The 14043-nt window shown below is 71.2% G+C and carries 13 protein-coding genes; 4 read left to right on the plus strand and 9 right to left on the minus strand.

Annotated elements, in window-relative coordinates; translation table 11 throughout:
* Positions 1-8 precede the first annotated feature (8 nt).
* The 4 genes from AMYBE_RS0113220 to AMYBE_RS0113235 all read right to left on the minus strand — a co-directional run bounded on the left by AMYBE_RS0113220 (position 9) and on the right by AMYBE_RS0113235 (position 5081).
* Complete coding sequence (locus AMYBE_RS0113220; RefSeq protein ID WP_020659861.1) at positions 9-1490, minus strand: pyridoxal phosphate-dependent decarboxylase family protein; 1482 nt, start codon at positions 1488-1490, stop codon at positions 9-11.
* Positions 1487-2794, minus strand: coding sequence for an MFS transporter (locus tag AMYBE_RS0113225; protein WP_020659862.1), 1308 nt, complete (start codon positions 2792-2794; stop codon positions 1487-1489). Before AMYBE_RS0113225 ends, AMYBE_RS0113220 begins: the two co-directional genes overlap by 4 nt.
* 261 nt (positions 2795-3055) lie before the next feature.
* On the minus strand, positions 3056-4084 hold the full coding sequence (locus AMYBE_RS0113230; protein ID WP_020659863.1) for an LLM class F420-dependent oxidoreductase: 1029 nt from the start codon (positions 4082-4084) through the stop codon (positions 3056-3058).
* A 67-nt stretch (positions 4085-4151) separates the two neighbouring features.
* Positions 4152-5081 carry an oxygenase MpaB family protein gene (locus AMYBE_RS0113235; RefSeq protein WP_020659864.1) on the minus strand — a complete coding sequence of 310 codons (930 nt, stop codon included), beginning with the start codon at positions 5079-5081 and terminating at the stop codon, positions 4152-4154.
* Between the two features lie 90 nt (positions 5082-5171).
* On the opposite strand from AMYBE_RS0113235, the gene AMYBE_RS0113240 reads away from it, so the two are divergent.
* On the plus strand, positions 5172-5771 hold the full coding sequence (locus tag AMYBE_RS0113240) for a TetR/AcrR family transcriptional regulator (RefSeq protein WP_020659865.1): 600 nt from the start codon (positions 5172-5174) through the stop codon (positions 5769-5771).
* On the opposite strand, the gene dmpG is transcribed toward AMYBE_RS0113240, so the two are convergent.
* Positions 5765-6787 carry a 4-hydroxy-2-oxovalerate aldolase gene (gene dmpG, locus AMYBE_RS0113245; protein ID WP_020659866.1) on the minus strand — a complete coding sequence of 341 codons (1023 nt, stop codon included), beginning with the start codon at positions 6785-6787 and terminating at the stop codon, positions 5765-5767. The genes AMYBE_RS0113240 and dmpG overlap by 7 nt on opposite strands.
* Positions 6784-7686, minus strand: a complete 903-nt coding sequence (locus tag AMYBE_RS0113250) for an acetaldehyde dehydrogenase (acetylating) (protein ID WP_020659867.1) — start codon at positions 7684-7686, stop codon at positions 6784-6786. The genes dmpG and AMYBE_RS0113250 overlap by 4 nt, the downstream gene beginning before the upstream one ends.
* Before the next feature lie 39 nt (positions 7687-7725).
* On the opposite strand from AMYBE_RS0113250, the gene AMYBE_RS0113255 reads away from it, so the two are divergent.
* A complete protein-coding gene (locus AMYBE_RS0113255) occupies positions 7726-8481 on the plus strand; it encodes an IclR family transcriptional regulator (RefSeq protein ID WP_020659868.1) in 756 nt (251 codons plus the stop codon).
* A gap of 145 nt (positions 8482-8626) precedes the next feature.
* On the opposite strand, the gene AMYBE_RS0113265 is transcribed toward AMYBE_RS0113255, so the two are convergent.
* Complete coding sequence (locus AMYBE_RS0113265; RefSeq protein ID WP_020659870.1) at positions 8627-9337, minus strand: MBL fold metallo-hydrolase; 711 nt, start codon at positions 9335-9337, stop codon at positions 8627-8629.
* Positions 9338-9519: 182 nt separating this feature from the next.
* Here AMYBE_RS0113265 and AMYBE_RS41585 point away from each other — a divergent pair, with 182 nt between their 5' ends.
* Both AMYBE_RS41585 and AMYBE_RS0113275 read left to right on the plus strand, forming a co-directional pair.
* Entirely contained in the window at positions 9520-10431 is a 912-nt protein-coding gene (locus AMYBE_RS41585; protein WP_020659871.1) for a DMT family protein, read from the plus strand.
* A gap of 221 nt (positions 10432-10652) precedes the next feature.
* Positions 10653-11600 carry a methionyl-tRNA formyltransferase gene (locus tag AMYBE_RS0113275; protein WP_020659872.1) on the plus strand — a complete coding sequence of 316 codons (948 nt, stop codon included), beginning with the start codon at positions 10653-10655 and terminating at the stop codon, positions 11598-11600.
* On the opposite strand, the gene AMYBE_RS0113280 is transcribed toward AMYBE_RS0113275, so the two are convergent.
* Complete coding sequence (locus AMYBE_RS0113280; protein ID WP_020659873.1) at positions 11597-12331, minus strand: class I SAM-dependent methyltransferase; 735 nt, start codon at positions 12329-12331, stop codon at positions 11597-11599. The two genes, AMYBE_RS0113275 and AMYBE_RS0113280, sit on opposite strands and share 4 nt — an antisense overlap.
* A 67-nt stretch (positions 12332-12398) precedes the next feature.
* The gene (locus AMYBE_RS0113285) at positions 12399-14036 is read right to left on the minus strand and encodes an ABC-F family ATP-binding cassette domain-containing protein (RefSeq protein ID WP_020659874.1); all 1638 of its coding nucleotides are present in this window, start codon (positions 14034-14036) and stop codon (positions 12399-12401) included.
* Between the last annotated feature and the right edge of the window lie 7 nt (positions 14037-14043).

Here is a 14043-nt window from a genome sequence, read left to right on the forward strand (position 1 = left end):
CCGCCGCATCACCCGCCGGACTGGACGGCGGAATCGCTGGCAGGCGATCCCTCCCGCTCCGACGAAGCCGGTGCCACGAACCCAGGCGTGTACAACGCGCCGAGGAACTCCACCAGCAACCGTTCCCGCAGCGGCGCCGACGCGACAGCCAGCAAGGCGTTGATCGGCGCCATCCGCTCCGGCAGCCCGTCGCCGCCGGTCATCCCCGCAGCGGCGAGCAAGCCCGCGAACTGCTCGGCGGTCAACGTCGCCGGGTCCAGCGCCGCCACGAACGCCGCGACGTCCGGATCCACCGCCACCGCGCCCGCAGCCCGCGCCGCCGCCACCGAGGACGTCAGGTCCGCCAGGAACTCCGCCTCGCTGCCGTGGTTCGCGGCCGTGACCGTCAGATGCAGGTTGAGCGGCGAACCGCCCTCCGCGAACTGCGGCTGCACATACCAGCCGCGCAGCTTCATCTCGTCCGCGACCGTGAACAGGTCGAAACCGTCGTCCGCCGCGGTGAAGGCGATCAGCGTCGAATCCGGATCGCCCAGCACGCGCAGGCCCGGGATCCCGGTCACGCCGGCCCGGATCCGGCCGACGGCTTCCCGGGTTTTCGCGGCCAACTGAAGGTAGCCCTCCTCGCCCAGGTGGTTCACCACCGCCCACGCGGCGGCCAGCGGGCCGCCGGATCGGGTGCTCTGCAGGGTCGGGTTGAGCATTGTGTAGCCGGGCCACGCGGCGCTCGCGAAGTAGTGCGTCCGGCGCAATTCGGCCGAGGCGTGCAGCAGCACCGAAACACCCTTGGCGCAGTAGGCGTACTTGTGCAGGTCCACCGAAATGCTCGTCACGCCGGGCACCCGGAAGTCGAACCGCGGCAGCTGCGCGCCGAGCTTCGCGAAGTACGGCAGGACCCATCCGCCGATGCAGGCGTCGACGTGCATCCGCACCCCGCGCGCCGAAGCCGCGGCGGCGATTTCGGCGATCGGGTCGATCACTCCGTGCGCGTACGAAGGCGCGCTCGCCACGACGAGCACGGTGGACTCGTCGATCGCGGCGGCCATCGCGGCCGGGTCCGCGCGGAAGGTGTCCGGGTCCACCGGCACGACGATCTTCCGGACCCCGAACAGGTGCGCGGCCTTGTGGAACGCGGCGTGCGCGGTTTCCGCCAGCACCATCGACGGCCGGTCCAGGTCCGGCCGGGAGTCGCGGGCCGCCAGCACAGCCAGCAGGCACGATTCGGTGCCGCCGGAGGTGACCGCGCCGACCGTGTCCGGGGTGCCGCCAAGCAGGCCGGCGGCGTGCGCGACCAGGTCGTTCTCCAGCTTCAGCAGGCTGGGGAACGCGGTCGGGTCGAGGCCGTTCGCGGAACTGGCCAGCGCGTGCGCGGCGGCGGCGATCTCGTCCACTTCGGACAGTCCGCTGTCGTACACGTAGGCGAGCGTGCGGCCGCCGTGCGTGGGCAGGTCGCCGGAGCGGAGTTCGCGCAGCCGCGCGAGCACGTCGGTCATTTCGCCGGCTCCAGGACCGAACGGCGCAGCAGCGGGATGCCGAGCGCGATCAGCACCGCGGGCAGCACCGACGCGCCGAGGAGGATCGCGGTGATCGCCGACGGCGGCTGCGGGGCGACCGCGGAACCGGAGCTGGACACGTAGCTGCCGATCTGCAGCACGATCCCGAGCAGGCCGGGTCCGAGCGCGAGGCCGAGCGTTTCCGACGCGGTCCACACCCCGGCGGTGATCCCGGCGCGGGTCTCGCCGGTCCGCTCCTCCTCCGCGCTGATCAGGTCGGGCAGGATGGCCAGCGGGAACACCGAGATGCCCGCGTAGCCGACCCCGGCGAGCGCCACGAAGACCAGCGTCGCGGCGAACGGCAGCTTGTCCGCGAAGTACATCGCGACCAGGCCGACGAAGAACGACGCGGTGGCCACGCGGAACCCGGCCAGCTTGCCCCAGCGCGCGCCGAGCCGCGGCCACACCGGCATGGTGATCAGCGCCGGCCCGACGAATCCGACGAACAGGTACGTCCGGTACGCGGGGTTGCCCAGTACGTGCTGCGCGAAGTACGGGATCGCGGCCAGCACGGTGCCGATGCCGAGCGCCTGGATGAAGTACACGCCGAGCAGCCAGCGGAACGACCGCCACTGCGCGATGGTGCGCGCCAGTTCCTTGAGCCGCACGGTGTTCGGCCGCAGCGAGCCGACCGGCGCGCCCTTCAAGCCGAAGTAGACGCCGAGCGTGGCGAACAGGATGATCACGGCCATCACCAGGCCCATCACCCGGTAGCCGGCCACCCCGGGCAGGACATCGGTGATCGCCGGCGCGCCGCCGCCGGACACCAGCACCGCCACCGCCAGCACGCCGATCCGGACGCTGGTGAGTTTCGTGCGTTCCTCGGCGGAATCGGTCAGCTCCGCGGGCAGCGCGTTGAACGGCACCTGGAAGAACGCGTACGCGGTGGCGCACAAGAAGAACAGCACCACGACATAGGTCGCGTCCAGCGCCGGCGTGCCGAAGCCGGGATGCGCGAACAGCAGCGCGAACAGGATCGCCACCCCGATCCCGCCGCGCAGCAGGAACCGCCGCCTGCTGCCGGTGCGGGCCAGGTCGGCGTCGGACAGCCGGCCGGCGATCGGGTTGAACACCACGTCCCACGCCTTCGGCACGAACACGATGATCCCGGCCGCCGCCGCGGGCACCGCCATCGTGTCGGTCAGATACGGCAGCAGGAGCAGCCCCGGCACGGTGCCGAACCCGCCGGTGACGAAGGAGCCGAGCGAGTAGCGGAATCTCGTGCGGCGGGACAGCGACGCCAAGGGTCCTCCTCGAAGGCGGAACGACGAACGCAATGCCTAATCGATCTTCGCCGGTCCCCGGTAGTGGTCGGGAGGAATCGTGCCACCGTCGTGATGCGCTGACCGTACCGGGCCGATTACAGCCGTCCAGTCAGGACAGTGCGTCCGGAGTGCTCGGCGAGCAACCGGTCCGGTGTTCGCCCGGCACCAGGTCTCGGCGCCAGCGCCGAGACCGACCTGGCAGTTCGGCCCGCGGTGCCGCCCAAGCGGGCGGCAGCGCGGTCAAGAGAGTGCTTTCGCAGCCCTCTCCAGCGAACCCGCGTCGCCGCGCAGCAGCAACGTGGTCACCACGGTGTCCTCCCATGCCGCCAGGTCCTCGCGGATCTTCTCCGGCGGCCCGATCAGCGACGTGTCCTCGACCAGCGACGTCGGGATCGCTTTGACGGCCTCTTCTTTCCTGCCCGCCAGGTAGAGCTCCTGCACCTGGTCAGCGACGTCCGCGTAGCCCAGCCGGGCGAAGACGTCGTGGTGGAAGTTCACGCTCTTCGCGCCCATCCCGCCGATGTACAACGCCAGCGCCGGCTTGACGAAGCTCGCCGCTTCCTCGACGTCGTCGTGCACGATCACCGGCACCGACGCGGCGACCTCGAAGCCGTCCAGGCCGGCGCGCCGGGCGCCCGGCCGGGCGAACCCCTCTTCGAGCGCGGCCCGGTAGAACGCGTCCGATTTCGGCGAGAAGAACAGCGGCAGCCAGCCGTCGCAGATCTCCGCGGCGAGCGCGACGTTCTTCGGGCCTTCGGCGGCGAGGTAGATCGGCAGATCGGCGCGCAGCGGGTGGACGGTCGGCTTGAGCGGCTTGCCGAGCCCGGTGCCGCCCTTCAGCGGCAGCTGGAAGAACTGCCCGTCGATCGTCACCGGCTCTTCGCGGGCCAGCACCTTGCGCACGATCTCGACGTATTCGCGGGTGCGCGCCAGCGGCTTCGGATACGGCTGGCCGTACCAGCCCTCCACCACCTGCGGCCCGGACGCGCCGAGCCCGAGCACGAACCGGCCGCCGGAGAGGTGGTCCATGGTCAGTGCGGTCATCGCGGTCGCGGTCGGCGTGCGCGCGGACATCTGCACGATGTTGGTGCCGAGCTTGATCCGGCTGGTCGCCGCACCGGCCCAGGCCAGCGGAGTGAACGCGTCCGACCCGTAGGCCTCGGCCGACCACACCGAGTCGAACCCGAGCCGTTCCGCCTCGAGCACCGCCTCCTGCGCGCCCGGGATGGGGCCGCTGCCCCAATACCCGAGATGAAAGCCCAGCTTCATCAAGCCCTCCTGATCTGGCGGTCCGTGAAGGGAACATTGAGGGACTCTGAGTCCCTCAATGTTCCCTTCACGGCACGTCCGGCGAGTAGTGCTCCGGTCTCCCCCGCTCGGCGAGCGGCGGCAGGTTCCGGCGCGGCGTTTCCACCAGCGGCGCGTTCGAGGCGAGTTCGCCCCGCGCCCGCCGCCAGCCCGCCCGCGCCCGCGGGTGGTAGCGGCGATCGCGCGGGACCACCGCGAACGCCGCGTTGATCAGCTTGCCCGCCCGGCGGTGCCGGCGCTCGTCGCGCGCGGTCCACCGGTAGCCGAGCAAGTCCCGCACTTCCTGGTCGTACAGCCCCACGGTCAGCCAGACGAAATTCTTCGCGATAACCGCCGAGACCGGCTTCCAGAGCAGCTCCGGCAGCCACGGCAGAAACGGCGGTTTCGCGATGCCGCGCAGGTCGAGCACGTCGCGGGTGGCTTTGTTGTCCTCCAGCACCTCGGCGCACATGTGCTTCCAGTACCGCTGGAAGTCCTCCCAGGACTCCGGGACCGGTCGCATCGTCATGTCGTACATCCGCCACCAGCGCACGTGCTCGTCGAACAACGTGCGCTTTTCCTCTTCGCCGATGCCGCCCATGAAGTGGTCCGCGATGAGGATGGTGCTGACGAAGAACGTCGAATGCGCCCAGTAGAACGTGTCCGGGTCGAGCGCGTGGTAGCGGCGGCCTTTCCCGTCCACGCCCTTGATCCGGTCATGGTAGCCGCGCACTTCCAGCGCGGTCCGGTGCGCGCGCGGGCCGTCGTAGACCACGCCGCCGATCGGGTACAGCGAGCGGAACAGCCGCTGCCAGCGTTCCTCGAAGAACCGCGAATGCTGCTCGACGCCCGCGCCCAGGCCCGGGTGCATGTTCTGCATCGACCCGGCCCAGAGCGCGATCAAGAGCCCGCGCCAGTCGCCGAAGTACTTCCAGGTCAGCGAATCCGGCCCCAGCGGCTCCGGCTCTTCCCGGGTCATCGCGGCTCCTCGGCGAGTTGGCGAACTGACTACGGACGTTGTCAGGCTAAAATGTGACAACAGGCGTAGTCAACTGGAACGGGAGCGGATATGCCGGGCCGCACGTGGGCGGGCACGACGCTGGACGACCGCAAGGCCCAGCGCCGGGCGCAACTGGTCGCCGCCGGTCTCGACCTGCTCGGCACCCAGGGCAGCGCCGCGGTGAGCGTGCGCGCGCTCTGCCGGTCCGCGAAGCTCACCGAGCGCTATTTCTACGAGAGCTTCGCCGACCGGGAAAGCCTCGTGTCCGCGGTGTACGACGAGGTGGGCGACCAGGCCCGGCAGGCGCTCGCGGACGCGGTGGCCGGTTCCGAGGAGCCCCGCCTGCGCGCCGAACGCGCGGTCGCCGCGTTCGTCGAACTGATCGTCGACGACCCCCGCAAAGGCAGGGTCCTGCTGCTCGCGCCGCTCACCGACCCGGCGCTCACCCAGCGCGGGCTGTACCTGATGCCCGCCTTCACCGCGCTCGTCGGCCAGCAGCTTTCGCACGGCGACGAGACCGGCCGCCAGCTCGTGGCGATCGGTCTCGTCGGCGCGCTCAGCAACGTGTTCATCGCTTACCTCGACGGCACGCTGCAGGTGAGCCGCGAGCGGCTGGTCGAGCACTGCGTGCAGCTGGTGCTCGGCGCCGACGCGTTCGGGGCTCACTGAGCGGCAGCCCGCTCGTCCCGCAGCCGCAGGGCGATGTCGATGATCATGTCCTCCTGGCCGCCGACGTAGCGCTCTTCACCGACCTGGTAAAGGATTTCGTGCGCCGGGACGCCGTAGCGCTCGGCAGCGCGTTCGGCGTGCAGCAGGAAACTGGAGTAGACGCCGGCGAAGCCCTGAATGATCGACGACCGGTCCATCACCGGCAGCCGGGTCAGGTACTTCTTCACCACGTTCTCCGCGGCTTCCATCAGAACGTCTTTGTCCACACCGGTTTTCACGCCGAGCCGTTCGAAGGTCGCGGCGAGGACCTCGGTCGGCGAGTTGCCCGCGCCGGCGCCGAGCGCGGCGAGCGAGCCGTCGATCTGGCGTGCTCCCGCCCGGTACGCGAGCACCGAGTTCGCGACGCCGAAGCTGAGGTTCTGGTGTCCGTGGTAGCCGACTTGGGCCTCGTCGCCGAGTTCCGCGACGAGCGCGGCCACCCGGTCGGACGCGTCCTCGAGGATCAGCGCGCCCGCCGAGTCCACCACGTAGACGCACTGGCAACCCGCCTCGACCATGATCCGGGCTTGCTTCGCCAGGTCCTCCGGCGCCGACATGTGCGACAGCATCAGGAATCCGACCGTTTCGAGGCCGAGTTCGCGGGCCGCGCCGAAGTGCTGGACGGACACGTCGGCCTCGGTGCAGTGGGTGGCGATCCGGACCGCGCCCGCGCCGAGATCGGCCGCCGCGCGCAGATCGGTGACCGTGCCGAGGCCGGGCAGCAGGAGCACGGCGATCTTCGCCCGCTTCGCCTCGTCGACCGCGGCAGCGATCAGTTTTCGCTCGTCCACCAAGGAAAAGCCGTAGTTGAACGTGGAGCCGCCGAGCCCGTCGCCGTGCGTCACTTCGATCAGCGAAATCCCCGCGTCGTCCAGAGCTCGGACGGTGTCGCGCACCTGCTGCTCGGTGAACTGGTGGGCCATCGCGTGGCTGCCGTCGCGCAGCGTGGTGTCGACGAGCCGGACGTCCGCGCTCACGCGGCCACCTCCTGTGCGGCGAGAAGATCGCCGACGCGCGCGGCGGCGGCGGTCATGATGTCGAGATTGCCCGCATACTTGGGCAGGTAGTCGCCGTTCCCGGCGACTTCGAGGAAGACCCCGACGCGCGCCTTGCCGCTCCAGTCCGGCCGCGGCGGGTCGAATTGCGGCTCGGCTTTGAGCGCGTAGCCCGGCACGTACTGCTGGACGTCCTTCACCATCCGGTGCACGGATTCGCTGATCGCGTCGAAGTCGGCGTCCGGGTCGACCGCGCAGAACACCGTGTCCCGCATGATCATCGGCGGGTCCATCGGGTTGATGATGATGATCGCGCGGCCCTTGTCCGCACCGCCGACCCGCTCGATCGCGTGCGCGGTGGTCTCGGTGAACTCGTCGATGTTCGCCCGGGTGCCCGGTCCGGCGGACCGCGACGACACCGACGCGACGATTTCCGCGTAGGACACCGGCGCGACCCGCGAGACCGCGTGCACGATCGGGATCGTCGCCTGGCCGCCACAGGTGATCATGTTGACGTTGCGGTCGGTCAGCCGGTCCGGCGGATTCACCGCCGGGCAGGTCAGCGGGCCGACCGCGGCCGGGGTGAGGTCGATGGCCCGGATGCCCGCCGCCGCGTAGCGCGGCGCGTTGGCCTGGTGCGCCTTGGCCGACGTCGACTCGAACACCAGCTGCGGCAGCTCCGCGCGTGACAGCAGCCAGTCGACGCCCTCGGCCGACGTTTCCAGCCCGAGCTTCGCGGCCCGGGCGAGCCCGTCCGACGCCGGGTCGACGCCAACCATGTACCGCACTTCCACGCGCTCGCTGCGCTGCAGTTTTGCCAGCAAGTCCGTGCCGATGTTGCCCGGGCCGACGATCGCGGCCGTCACCTTGCGTTCCGCCATGCCTGCACGGTGCTCGCCAGGATGCGGCACACTCAACCTGTGCGTACCACTGGACGGAACGGCGACGGCTTGGTCGCCGCGCGCGTCGCCGCACTGCTGGAGGCGTTCCGGCCCGGCGACGACGCGCTCGGCGTCTCCGAACTCGCGCGCCGGACCGGCCTCGCGAAGACCACCGTGCACCGGCTCGCCGGGCACCTGGCCGACACCGGCCTGCTGGAACGCGACGGCGGTTCGGTCCGGCTCGGCCTGCGGCTGTTCGAGATCGGCCAGCTCGCGGTGCGTCGCCGGGGCTTGGTGGAGGCCGCCCGGCCGTACCTGGCCGACCTGCGGGAGGCCACCCGGAACACGGTGCACCTGGCGGTGCTGGAGGGCACCGAGGTGGTGTACCTGGACGTGCTGCGCGGACCGGACGCGCCGGACCTCCCGTCCCGGATCGGCGGCCGGTTCCCGGCGCACGCGACGGGCGTCGGGAAGGCGATCCTGTCGTGCTCGCCGGACGAGGTCGTGACGCACGTGATCGACGCCGGGCTCCCCCGGGTCAGCCCGCGGACGATCACCGCTCCAGGCCTGCTCCGGCGCCAGCTGACGCGAATCCGGGAGGAAGGGATCGCGTTCGAGCGCGAGGAATCAGGCGTCGGAGTGGTGTGCGCGGCGAGCCCGCTGGTGGACGCTGCCGGAGTCGCGGTCGCAGCGGTGTCGATTTCGGGATGGGCGACGCGGATGCGGACCGAGCGGGTCGCGCCGGCGGTGCGGACGGTGGCGCTGGCGCTGTCGCGGACTATCGCCGAAACCTGACCGCCGCGCGCTCAGCCGGCCCAACCGGCCGTGAAGGCCCCCTTGAGGGACTTGGATTCCCTCAAGGGGCCCTTCACGGACCTGCCGCCGTGGAAGGCCGAGCTCTGCAGGCGCGCGATTGCGCCGGGGATCAGCAGGCTCGAGGTCATCCGGCGAAAAGCCGCCGCCATTCCTCCAGCGACCGGGGCCGGAACACGAAATTCGTCCCCTTCACCCGCGAAAGCGAAGCCGACGACTCCGGCGAGTACTGGTGCCCCGGATACACCACCGGGTCCCCCGGCAGCGTCGCGAGCCATTGCAGGCTGCGGAAAATCGCGTCCGAATCGCCGCCCGGGAAGTCGGTCCGCCCGCAGCCCTCCAGGAACAGCGTGTCGCCGGAGACCAGCCGGTCCTCGACCAGGAGACACTGGCTGCCCGGGGTGTGACCGGGGGTGTGCAGCAGCCGGATGTCGATCGAACCGACCGTCACGACGTCGTCGTGGTCGTGCGAGCGCAGGTCGCTCTCCGATACCCCGGTCACCCGCCGCACCCATTCGCGTTCGTGCGAGTTCACGTGGATCGGCACCGGGCGCAGCGCGAGCAGTTCCGAGATCCCGGGCAGCGAGAACCCCATCATCTCGCCGCCGACGTGATCCGGATGGTGGTGCGTCGCGAGGACTCCGGTGAGCCGCATTCCGTCGGCTTCCAGCGTGTCCACCAGGTCGCCGACCGCGTAGGCCGGGTCGACCAGCACCGCTTCGCCCGCCTCCCGGTCGCCGATCAGGTAGGCGAAGTTCACCATCTGGGTCGCGACCGGGTCCCCGACGGCGAAATCGCGGCCGGCGAGCAGTTGGCGGAAGTAGAGCTGGTCTGCCATGCCCGCAGCCTAACCGGCGCGGGTCACTCCCCTGCCGAGCCGTCGTTGAGCTCGCGCGGCGCCATTCGACCGGGCAGGCGGCGATCGCGCCCGGGGACGTCGTCCGCGGGCCAGGTTCCGCCCGCGGCACCTCGGTCATGGCCGCGGGCCTGCCGCCGCCGGGCAGGAATATCCTCGCCCTCATGGTGTGGGGATTCCTGTGCGCGCTGCTGTCCGCGGTCGCCTATGGCGTGGCTTCGGTCATGCAGGCGGTGGCCGCGAAGGCCGCGCCCGACGCGGGTCACGCGAGAGTCGATCCACGACTGCTCCTGCGGGTGCTGCGGCAGTGGCGGTACGTCGTCGGCCTCGCGCTGGACGCCGTCGGGTTCGTCGCGCAGATCGCTGCCTTGCACGTCCTCCCGCTGTTTCTCGTCCAGGCGACGCAGGCCGCCAGCCTCGCGGTCACCGCTGTCGCGGTGCGGGTGTTCGGGGTCCGGCTCGGCGCGCGGGAGTGGACGGCCGTGGTCGTCGTCTGCGCCGGGCTGGCGCTGCTGGGTTCCTCCGCCGAGAGCGAAGGATCCAGCGCGGTCGGGCTCGGCTTCCGGATCGCGCTGGCCGGCGCCGCTGTCGTGCTCGGCGTCGCCGGGCTGCTGATCGGACGCGCTGGCGACCGCGTCCGCACGGCCGGTCTCGGCCTGATCGCGGGGCTCTGCTTCGGTCTCGTCGCGGTCGCCGGCCGGGTGATCCCGAGCCTCGCGCCGCTCGACCTGCTGCGCGACCCGGCGCTGTACGTCGTCGCGGTCGCCGGCGGACTGGCCATGCTCTTCTTCGCGACCGCGCTCCAGCGCGGCAGCGTGACCACGGCGACCGCGATGATGGTGCTCGGCGAGACTGTCCTGCCGTCGCTGATCGGCGTCCTGATGCTCGGAGACCGGACGCGGCCCGGGTTCGCGGTCGTCGCTTTGGCCGGGTTTGTCCTGGCGGTCACCGCGGCGCTCGCGCTGGCGCGGTTCGGCGAGCCCGCGCCGTCAGCCGCGGTTGCGCCGCCAGCGGACGGCGAGGAGTCACCCGAGGTGAAGGCGTCCGACGGCAGCAGCCGCGATGCCCGCCGGTAGCCCATCGTCTCCGGATCCCAGCCGGTTCCGCAGATCGACCCGCTCCCCCAGCTGAAGCTCAGCCCTGCCAGGCGCAGATCCGGGAAGGGGTCCTCGAGGGAGTCAGATTCCCTCAAGGACCCCTTCCCGGCATCAGAGCCAAGAAACCCGACCCAAGTTAGGTTAGGCTCAGCTAGTAGTGTCCGGGGTTGTCCGCCCCGACCACGAAAGGTGCACCGCCGATGCGCGTGGCCATGTTCGGCTACCAGACCTGGGGACACCGCACCCTGAAGGCCCTCCTCGACGCCGGTCACGACGTGCGGCTGGTGGTGACCCACCCGCCGAGCGACCACGCCTACGAACGGATCTGGAGCGACTCGGTGGCCGAGCTGGCCGCGGAGCACGGGATCGCGACGCTGTTGCGCACCCGTCCGGACGACGCCGAACTGCTCGCCGCGCTGAAGGCGGCGGACCTCGACCTGATCGTCGCCAACAACTGGCGCACCTGGCTGCCGCCGGAGATCTACGACCTGCCCCGCCACGGCACGCTCAACGTGCACGATTCACTGCTGCCCGCCTACGCCGGCTTCTCGCCGATCATCTGGGCGCTGATCAACGGCGAACCGGAAGTCGGCGTCACCGCGCACCTGATGGACGGCGAACTCGACGCGGGCGCGATCGTGGCCCAGCGCGCGGTGCCGGTCGGGCCTCGCGACACCGCCACCGATCTGTTCCACCGCACCGTCGACCTCATCGAACCGCTGACGGTGGAAGCCATCGGGCTGATCGAGTCGGGCGAGTTCACCCCGCTGCCGCAGGACCGGTCGAAAGCCAGCTTCTTCCACAAGCGCGCGGCGCGCGACAGCCGGATCGACTGGACCTGGTCCGCCGAGGAACTGGACCGGCTCGTCCGCGCCCAGTCCGACCCGTACCCCAGCGCTTTCACTTACCACCGCGGCGAAAAACTGCGCATCGTGCGTGCTTCGGTCTCCGACGGGAACTACGGCGGAACGCCCGGCCGCATCTTCATCCGCGAAGGAGAGGGCGTGGTCGTCGTCGCCGGTCCGGAAGCGCGCCGAGGCCAGTCGCCGGGCCTGCGGATCGAACGCGTCCGCACCGCCGACGACCGCGAGCTTCCCGCGGCGGAGTACTTCACGACGATGGGCGGCTACCTCACCGACCGCCCCTAGCCAGCCCGCGCGACGGTGACGATCGACTGGCTCGTCTCGGTCAGCGGCCCGCCGGAGAAATCGCCGTACTGGTGCTCGACGGCGAACCCGGCTCGGCGCAACGCCGCGTTCAGCGGGTCGACGTCGAGAAACCGCAGGGTCGCGCGGTCCGCGCGCAACGGGGTGGTCCGGTCGAGTTCGCCGACCGTTTCGGTGAACGTCACGACCCCGTCTTCCGCGGACTCGACCTCCCACCACGTGGCGAGACTGCGGCCGTCGTACTCGAACGGCACCGGTTCCGCCGCCGCCCACGCCTCCCATGCCCGCGCTTGCGGATTCCGGGTCTCGAAGACGAACCGACCGCCGGCCGCCAAAGCCGCCCGCACCGCGGTGAGCGAAGCGGCGATGTCGCCGTCGGTGACCAGGCATTGGAACGCGTTGTTCGCCATCGTCGCAAGCTCGAACTCGCCGCGCCACGGAATGTCCGCCGCCGGGCCTTCGACCCACTCGACGTCGGTTCGCCGACGCGCCCGGCGCAGTGCCGCGCGGTCCGGGTCGATCCCGGCGAGCCGGCCATGATGTCCTTGCCGGCGCAGCAGGTGCAGCATCTGGCCGGTGCCGCAGCCGACGTCGAGCACGGACCCGGCGGCCATCGCATGGCCGGTGTAGAACGCGTCGCTCGTGCCCGGCTCGGCGCGCCAGGGGTTCGTCACGTCGTAGACCGCGGCCGCGTCGTCCTCGCTGAACTCCATGCGGAAACCGTAGCGACGGCGGGAATGCCGCGGCCACCTTCTTTTCCGGTTTCCCGCCGAACGTCGGCTAACGCTCCGCGACCCGTCCCCCGGCCACCTCGAGCCGGCGGGTCACCGAGACCGCGTCCAGCATCCGGCGGTCGTGCGTCACCAGCAGCAGCGTGCCCGGGTAACTGTCCAAAGCGGACTCGAGCTGTTCGATCGCGGGCAGGTCGAGATGGTTCGTCGGCTCGTCCAGCACCAGCAGGTTCACCCCGCGCGCCTGCAGCAGCGCCAGCCCCGCCCGGGTGCGCTCGCCGGGCGACAGCGTCGCCGCGGAGCGCAGGACGTGCGCCGCCTTGAGGCCGAATTTCGCCAGCAGGGTACGGACTTCCGCGTCCGCAAGCGACGGGACCTCTTTCGCGAACGCGTCGACGAGCGGCAGGTCGCCGAGGAACAGCCGGCGGGCCTGGTCCACCTCGCCGACCACCACGCCCGGGCCAAGCGCGGCGCTGCCCTCCTCCAGCGGCAGCCGGCCGAGCAGCGCGGCCAGCAGCGTCGACTTTCCCGCGCCGTTCGCGCCGGTGATGGCGACCTTGTCCGCCCAGTCGATCTGCAGGTCCACCGGTCCCAGCGTGAACTCGCCGCGGCGCGCCACCGCCCCGCGCAGCGTCGCGACCACCGCACCGGCCCGCGGCGCGGCGGCGATCTCCATCTGCAGCTCCCACTCCTTGCGCGGCTCTTCGACCACGTCCAGCCGCTCGATCAGCCGCGCCGTCTGCCGGGCCTTCGCGGCCTGCTTCTCGGTGGACTCGCTGCGGAACTTGCGACCGACCTTGTCGTTGTCGGTCGCCTTGCGCCGGGCGTTCTTGACGCCCTTCTCCATCCACGCGCGCTGCATCCCCGCGCGCGCCTCCAGCGACTCCCGGGTGTTCGCGTACTGCTCGTACTCCTCGCGAGCGTGCCGCCGCGCGACCGCCCGTTCCTCCAAATAGGACTCGTAGCCGCCGCCGTACGCGCGCACCTGGCGCTGCGCCAGATCCAGTTCCACGACCCGGTCCACCGTGCGGGCCAGAAACTCCCGGTCATGGCTCACCAGCACCGTTCCCGCACGCAGCCCGGTCACAAACCGCTCCAGCCGGGCCAGCCCGTCCAGGTCGAGATCGTTCGTGGGCTCGTCCAGCAGGAAGATGTCGTACCGGCTGAGCAGCAGCGACGCCAGCCCGGCGCGCGCGGCCTGCCCGCCGGACAGCGACACCATCGGCTGCTCCAGGTCGACCGCCAGGCCCAGATCCGCGGCGACTTCGTCGGATCGTTCGTCCAGGTCCGCGCCGCCGAGCGCGAGCCAGCGGTCCAGCGCCGTCCCGTAGGCGTCGTCCGCGCCGTCCTCGCCGGCGGTGAGCGCCTCGGTGGCAGCGTCCAGCGCCACTTGCGCCTCCGCCACCCCGGTGCGCCTCGCCAGGAACGCGCGCACCGATTCCCCGGGCCGTCGCTCAGGCTCCTGCGGGAGGTGCCCGACCGTCGCCGCCGGCGGGTTCAGCCGCACCTCGCCGGATTCCGGGCGGGCGAGCCCGGCCAGCGTGCGCAGCAAAGTGGACTTGCCGGCGCCGTTGACGCCGACCAGGCCGATCACCTCGCCCGGGGCGACGACGAGATCAAGGCCGGAGAAGAGAACGCGGTCACCGTGGCCCGCGGCCAGGTCCTTCGCGACGAGTGTGGCGCTCATGTCGGGA

Source organism: Amycolatopsis benzoatilytica AK 16/65, assembly GCF_000383915.1.
GTDB lineage: Bacteria > Actinomycetota > Actinomycetes > Mycobacteriales > Pseudonocardiaceae > Amycolatopsis > Amycolatopsis benzoatilytica.

Bases quoted from the DNA above. Each gene is read 5' to 3' on its own strand.
- AMYBE_RS0113220 (WP_020659861.1), bottom strand. From the start codon at position 1,490: ATGACCGACGTGCTCGCGCGGCTGCGCGAACTCCGCTCCGGCGACCTG.
- AMYBE_RS0113230 (WP_020659863.1), bottom strand. From the start codon at position 4,084: ATGAAGCTGGGCTTTCATCTCGGGTATTGGGGCAGCGGCCCCATCCCG.
- AMYBE_RS0113235 (WP_020659864.1), bottom strand. From the start codon at position 5,081: ATGACCCGGGAAGAGCCGGAGCCGCTGGGGCCGGATTCGCTGACCTGG.
- AMYBE_RS0113240 (WP_020659865.1), top strand. From the start codon at position 5,172: ATGCCGGGCCGCACGTGGGCGGGCACGACGCTGGACGACCGCAAGGCC.
- AMYBE_RS0113250 (WP_020659867.1), bottom strand. From the start codon at position 7,686: ATGGCGGAACGCAAGGTGACGGCCGCGATCGTCGGCCCGGGCAACATC.
- AMYBE_RS0113265 (WP_020659870.1), bottom strand. From the start codon at position 9,337: ATGGCAGACCAGCTCTACTTCCGCCAACTGCTCGCCGGCCGCGATTTC.
- AMYBE_RS41585 (WP_020659871.1), top strand. From the start codon at position 9,520: ATGGTGTGGGGATTCCTGTGCGCGCTGCTGTCCGCGGTCGCCTATGGC.
- AMYBE_RS0113275 (WP_020659872.1), top strand. From the start codon at position 10,653: ATGCGCGTGGCCATGTTCGGCTACCAGACCTGGGGACACCGCACCCTG.
- AMYBE_RS0113280 (WP_020659873.1), bottom strand. From the start codon at position 12,331: ATGGAGTTCAGCGAGGACGACGCGGCCGCGGTCTACGACGTGACGAAC.
- AMYBE_RS0113285 (WP_020659874.1), bottom strand. From the start codon at position 14,036: ATGAGCGCCACACTCGTCGCGAAGGACCTGGCCGCGGGCCACGGTGAC.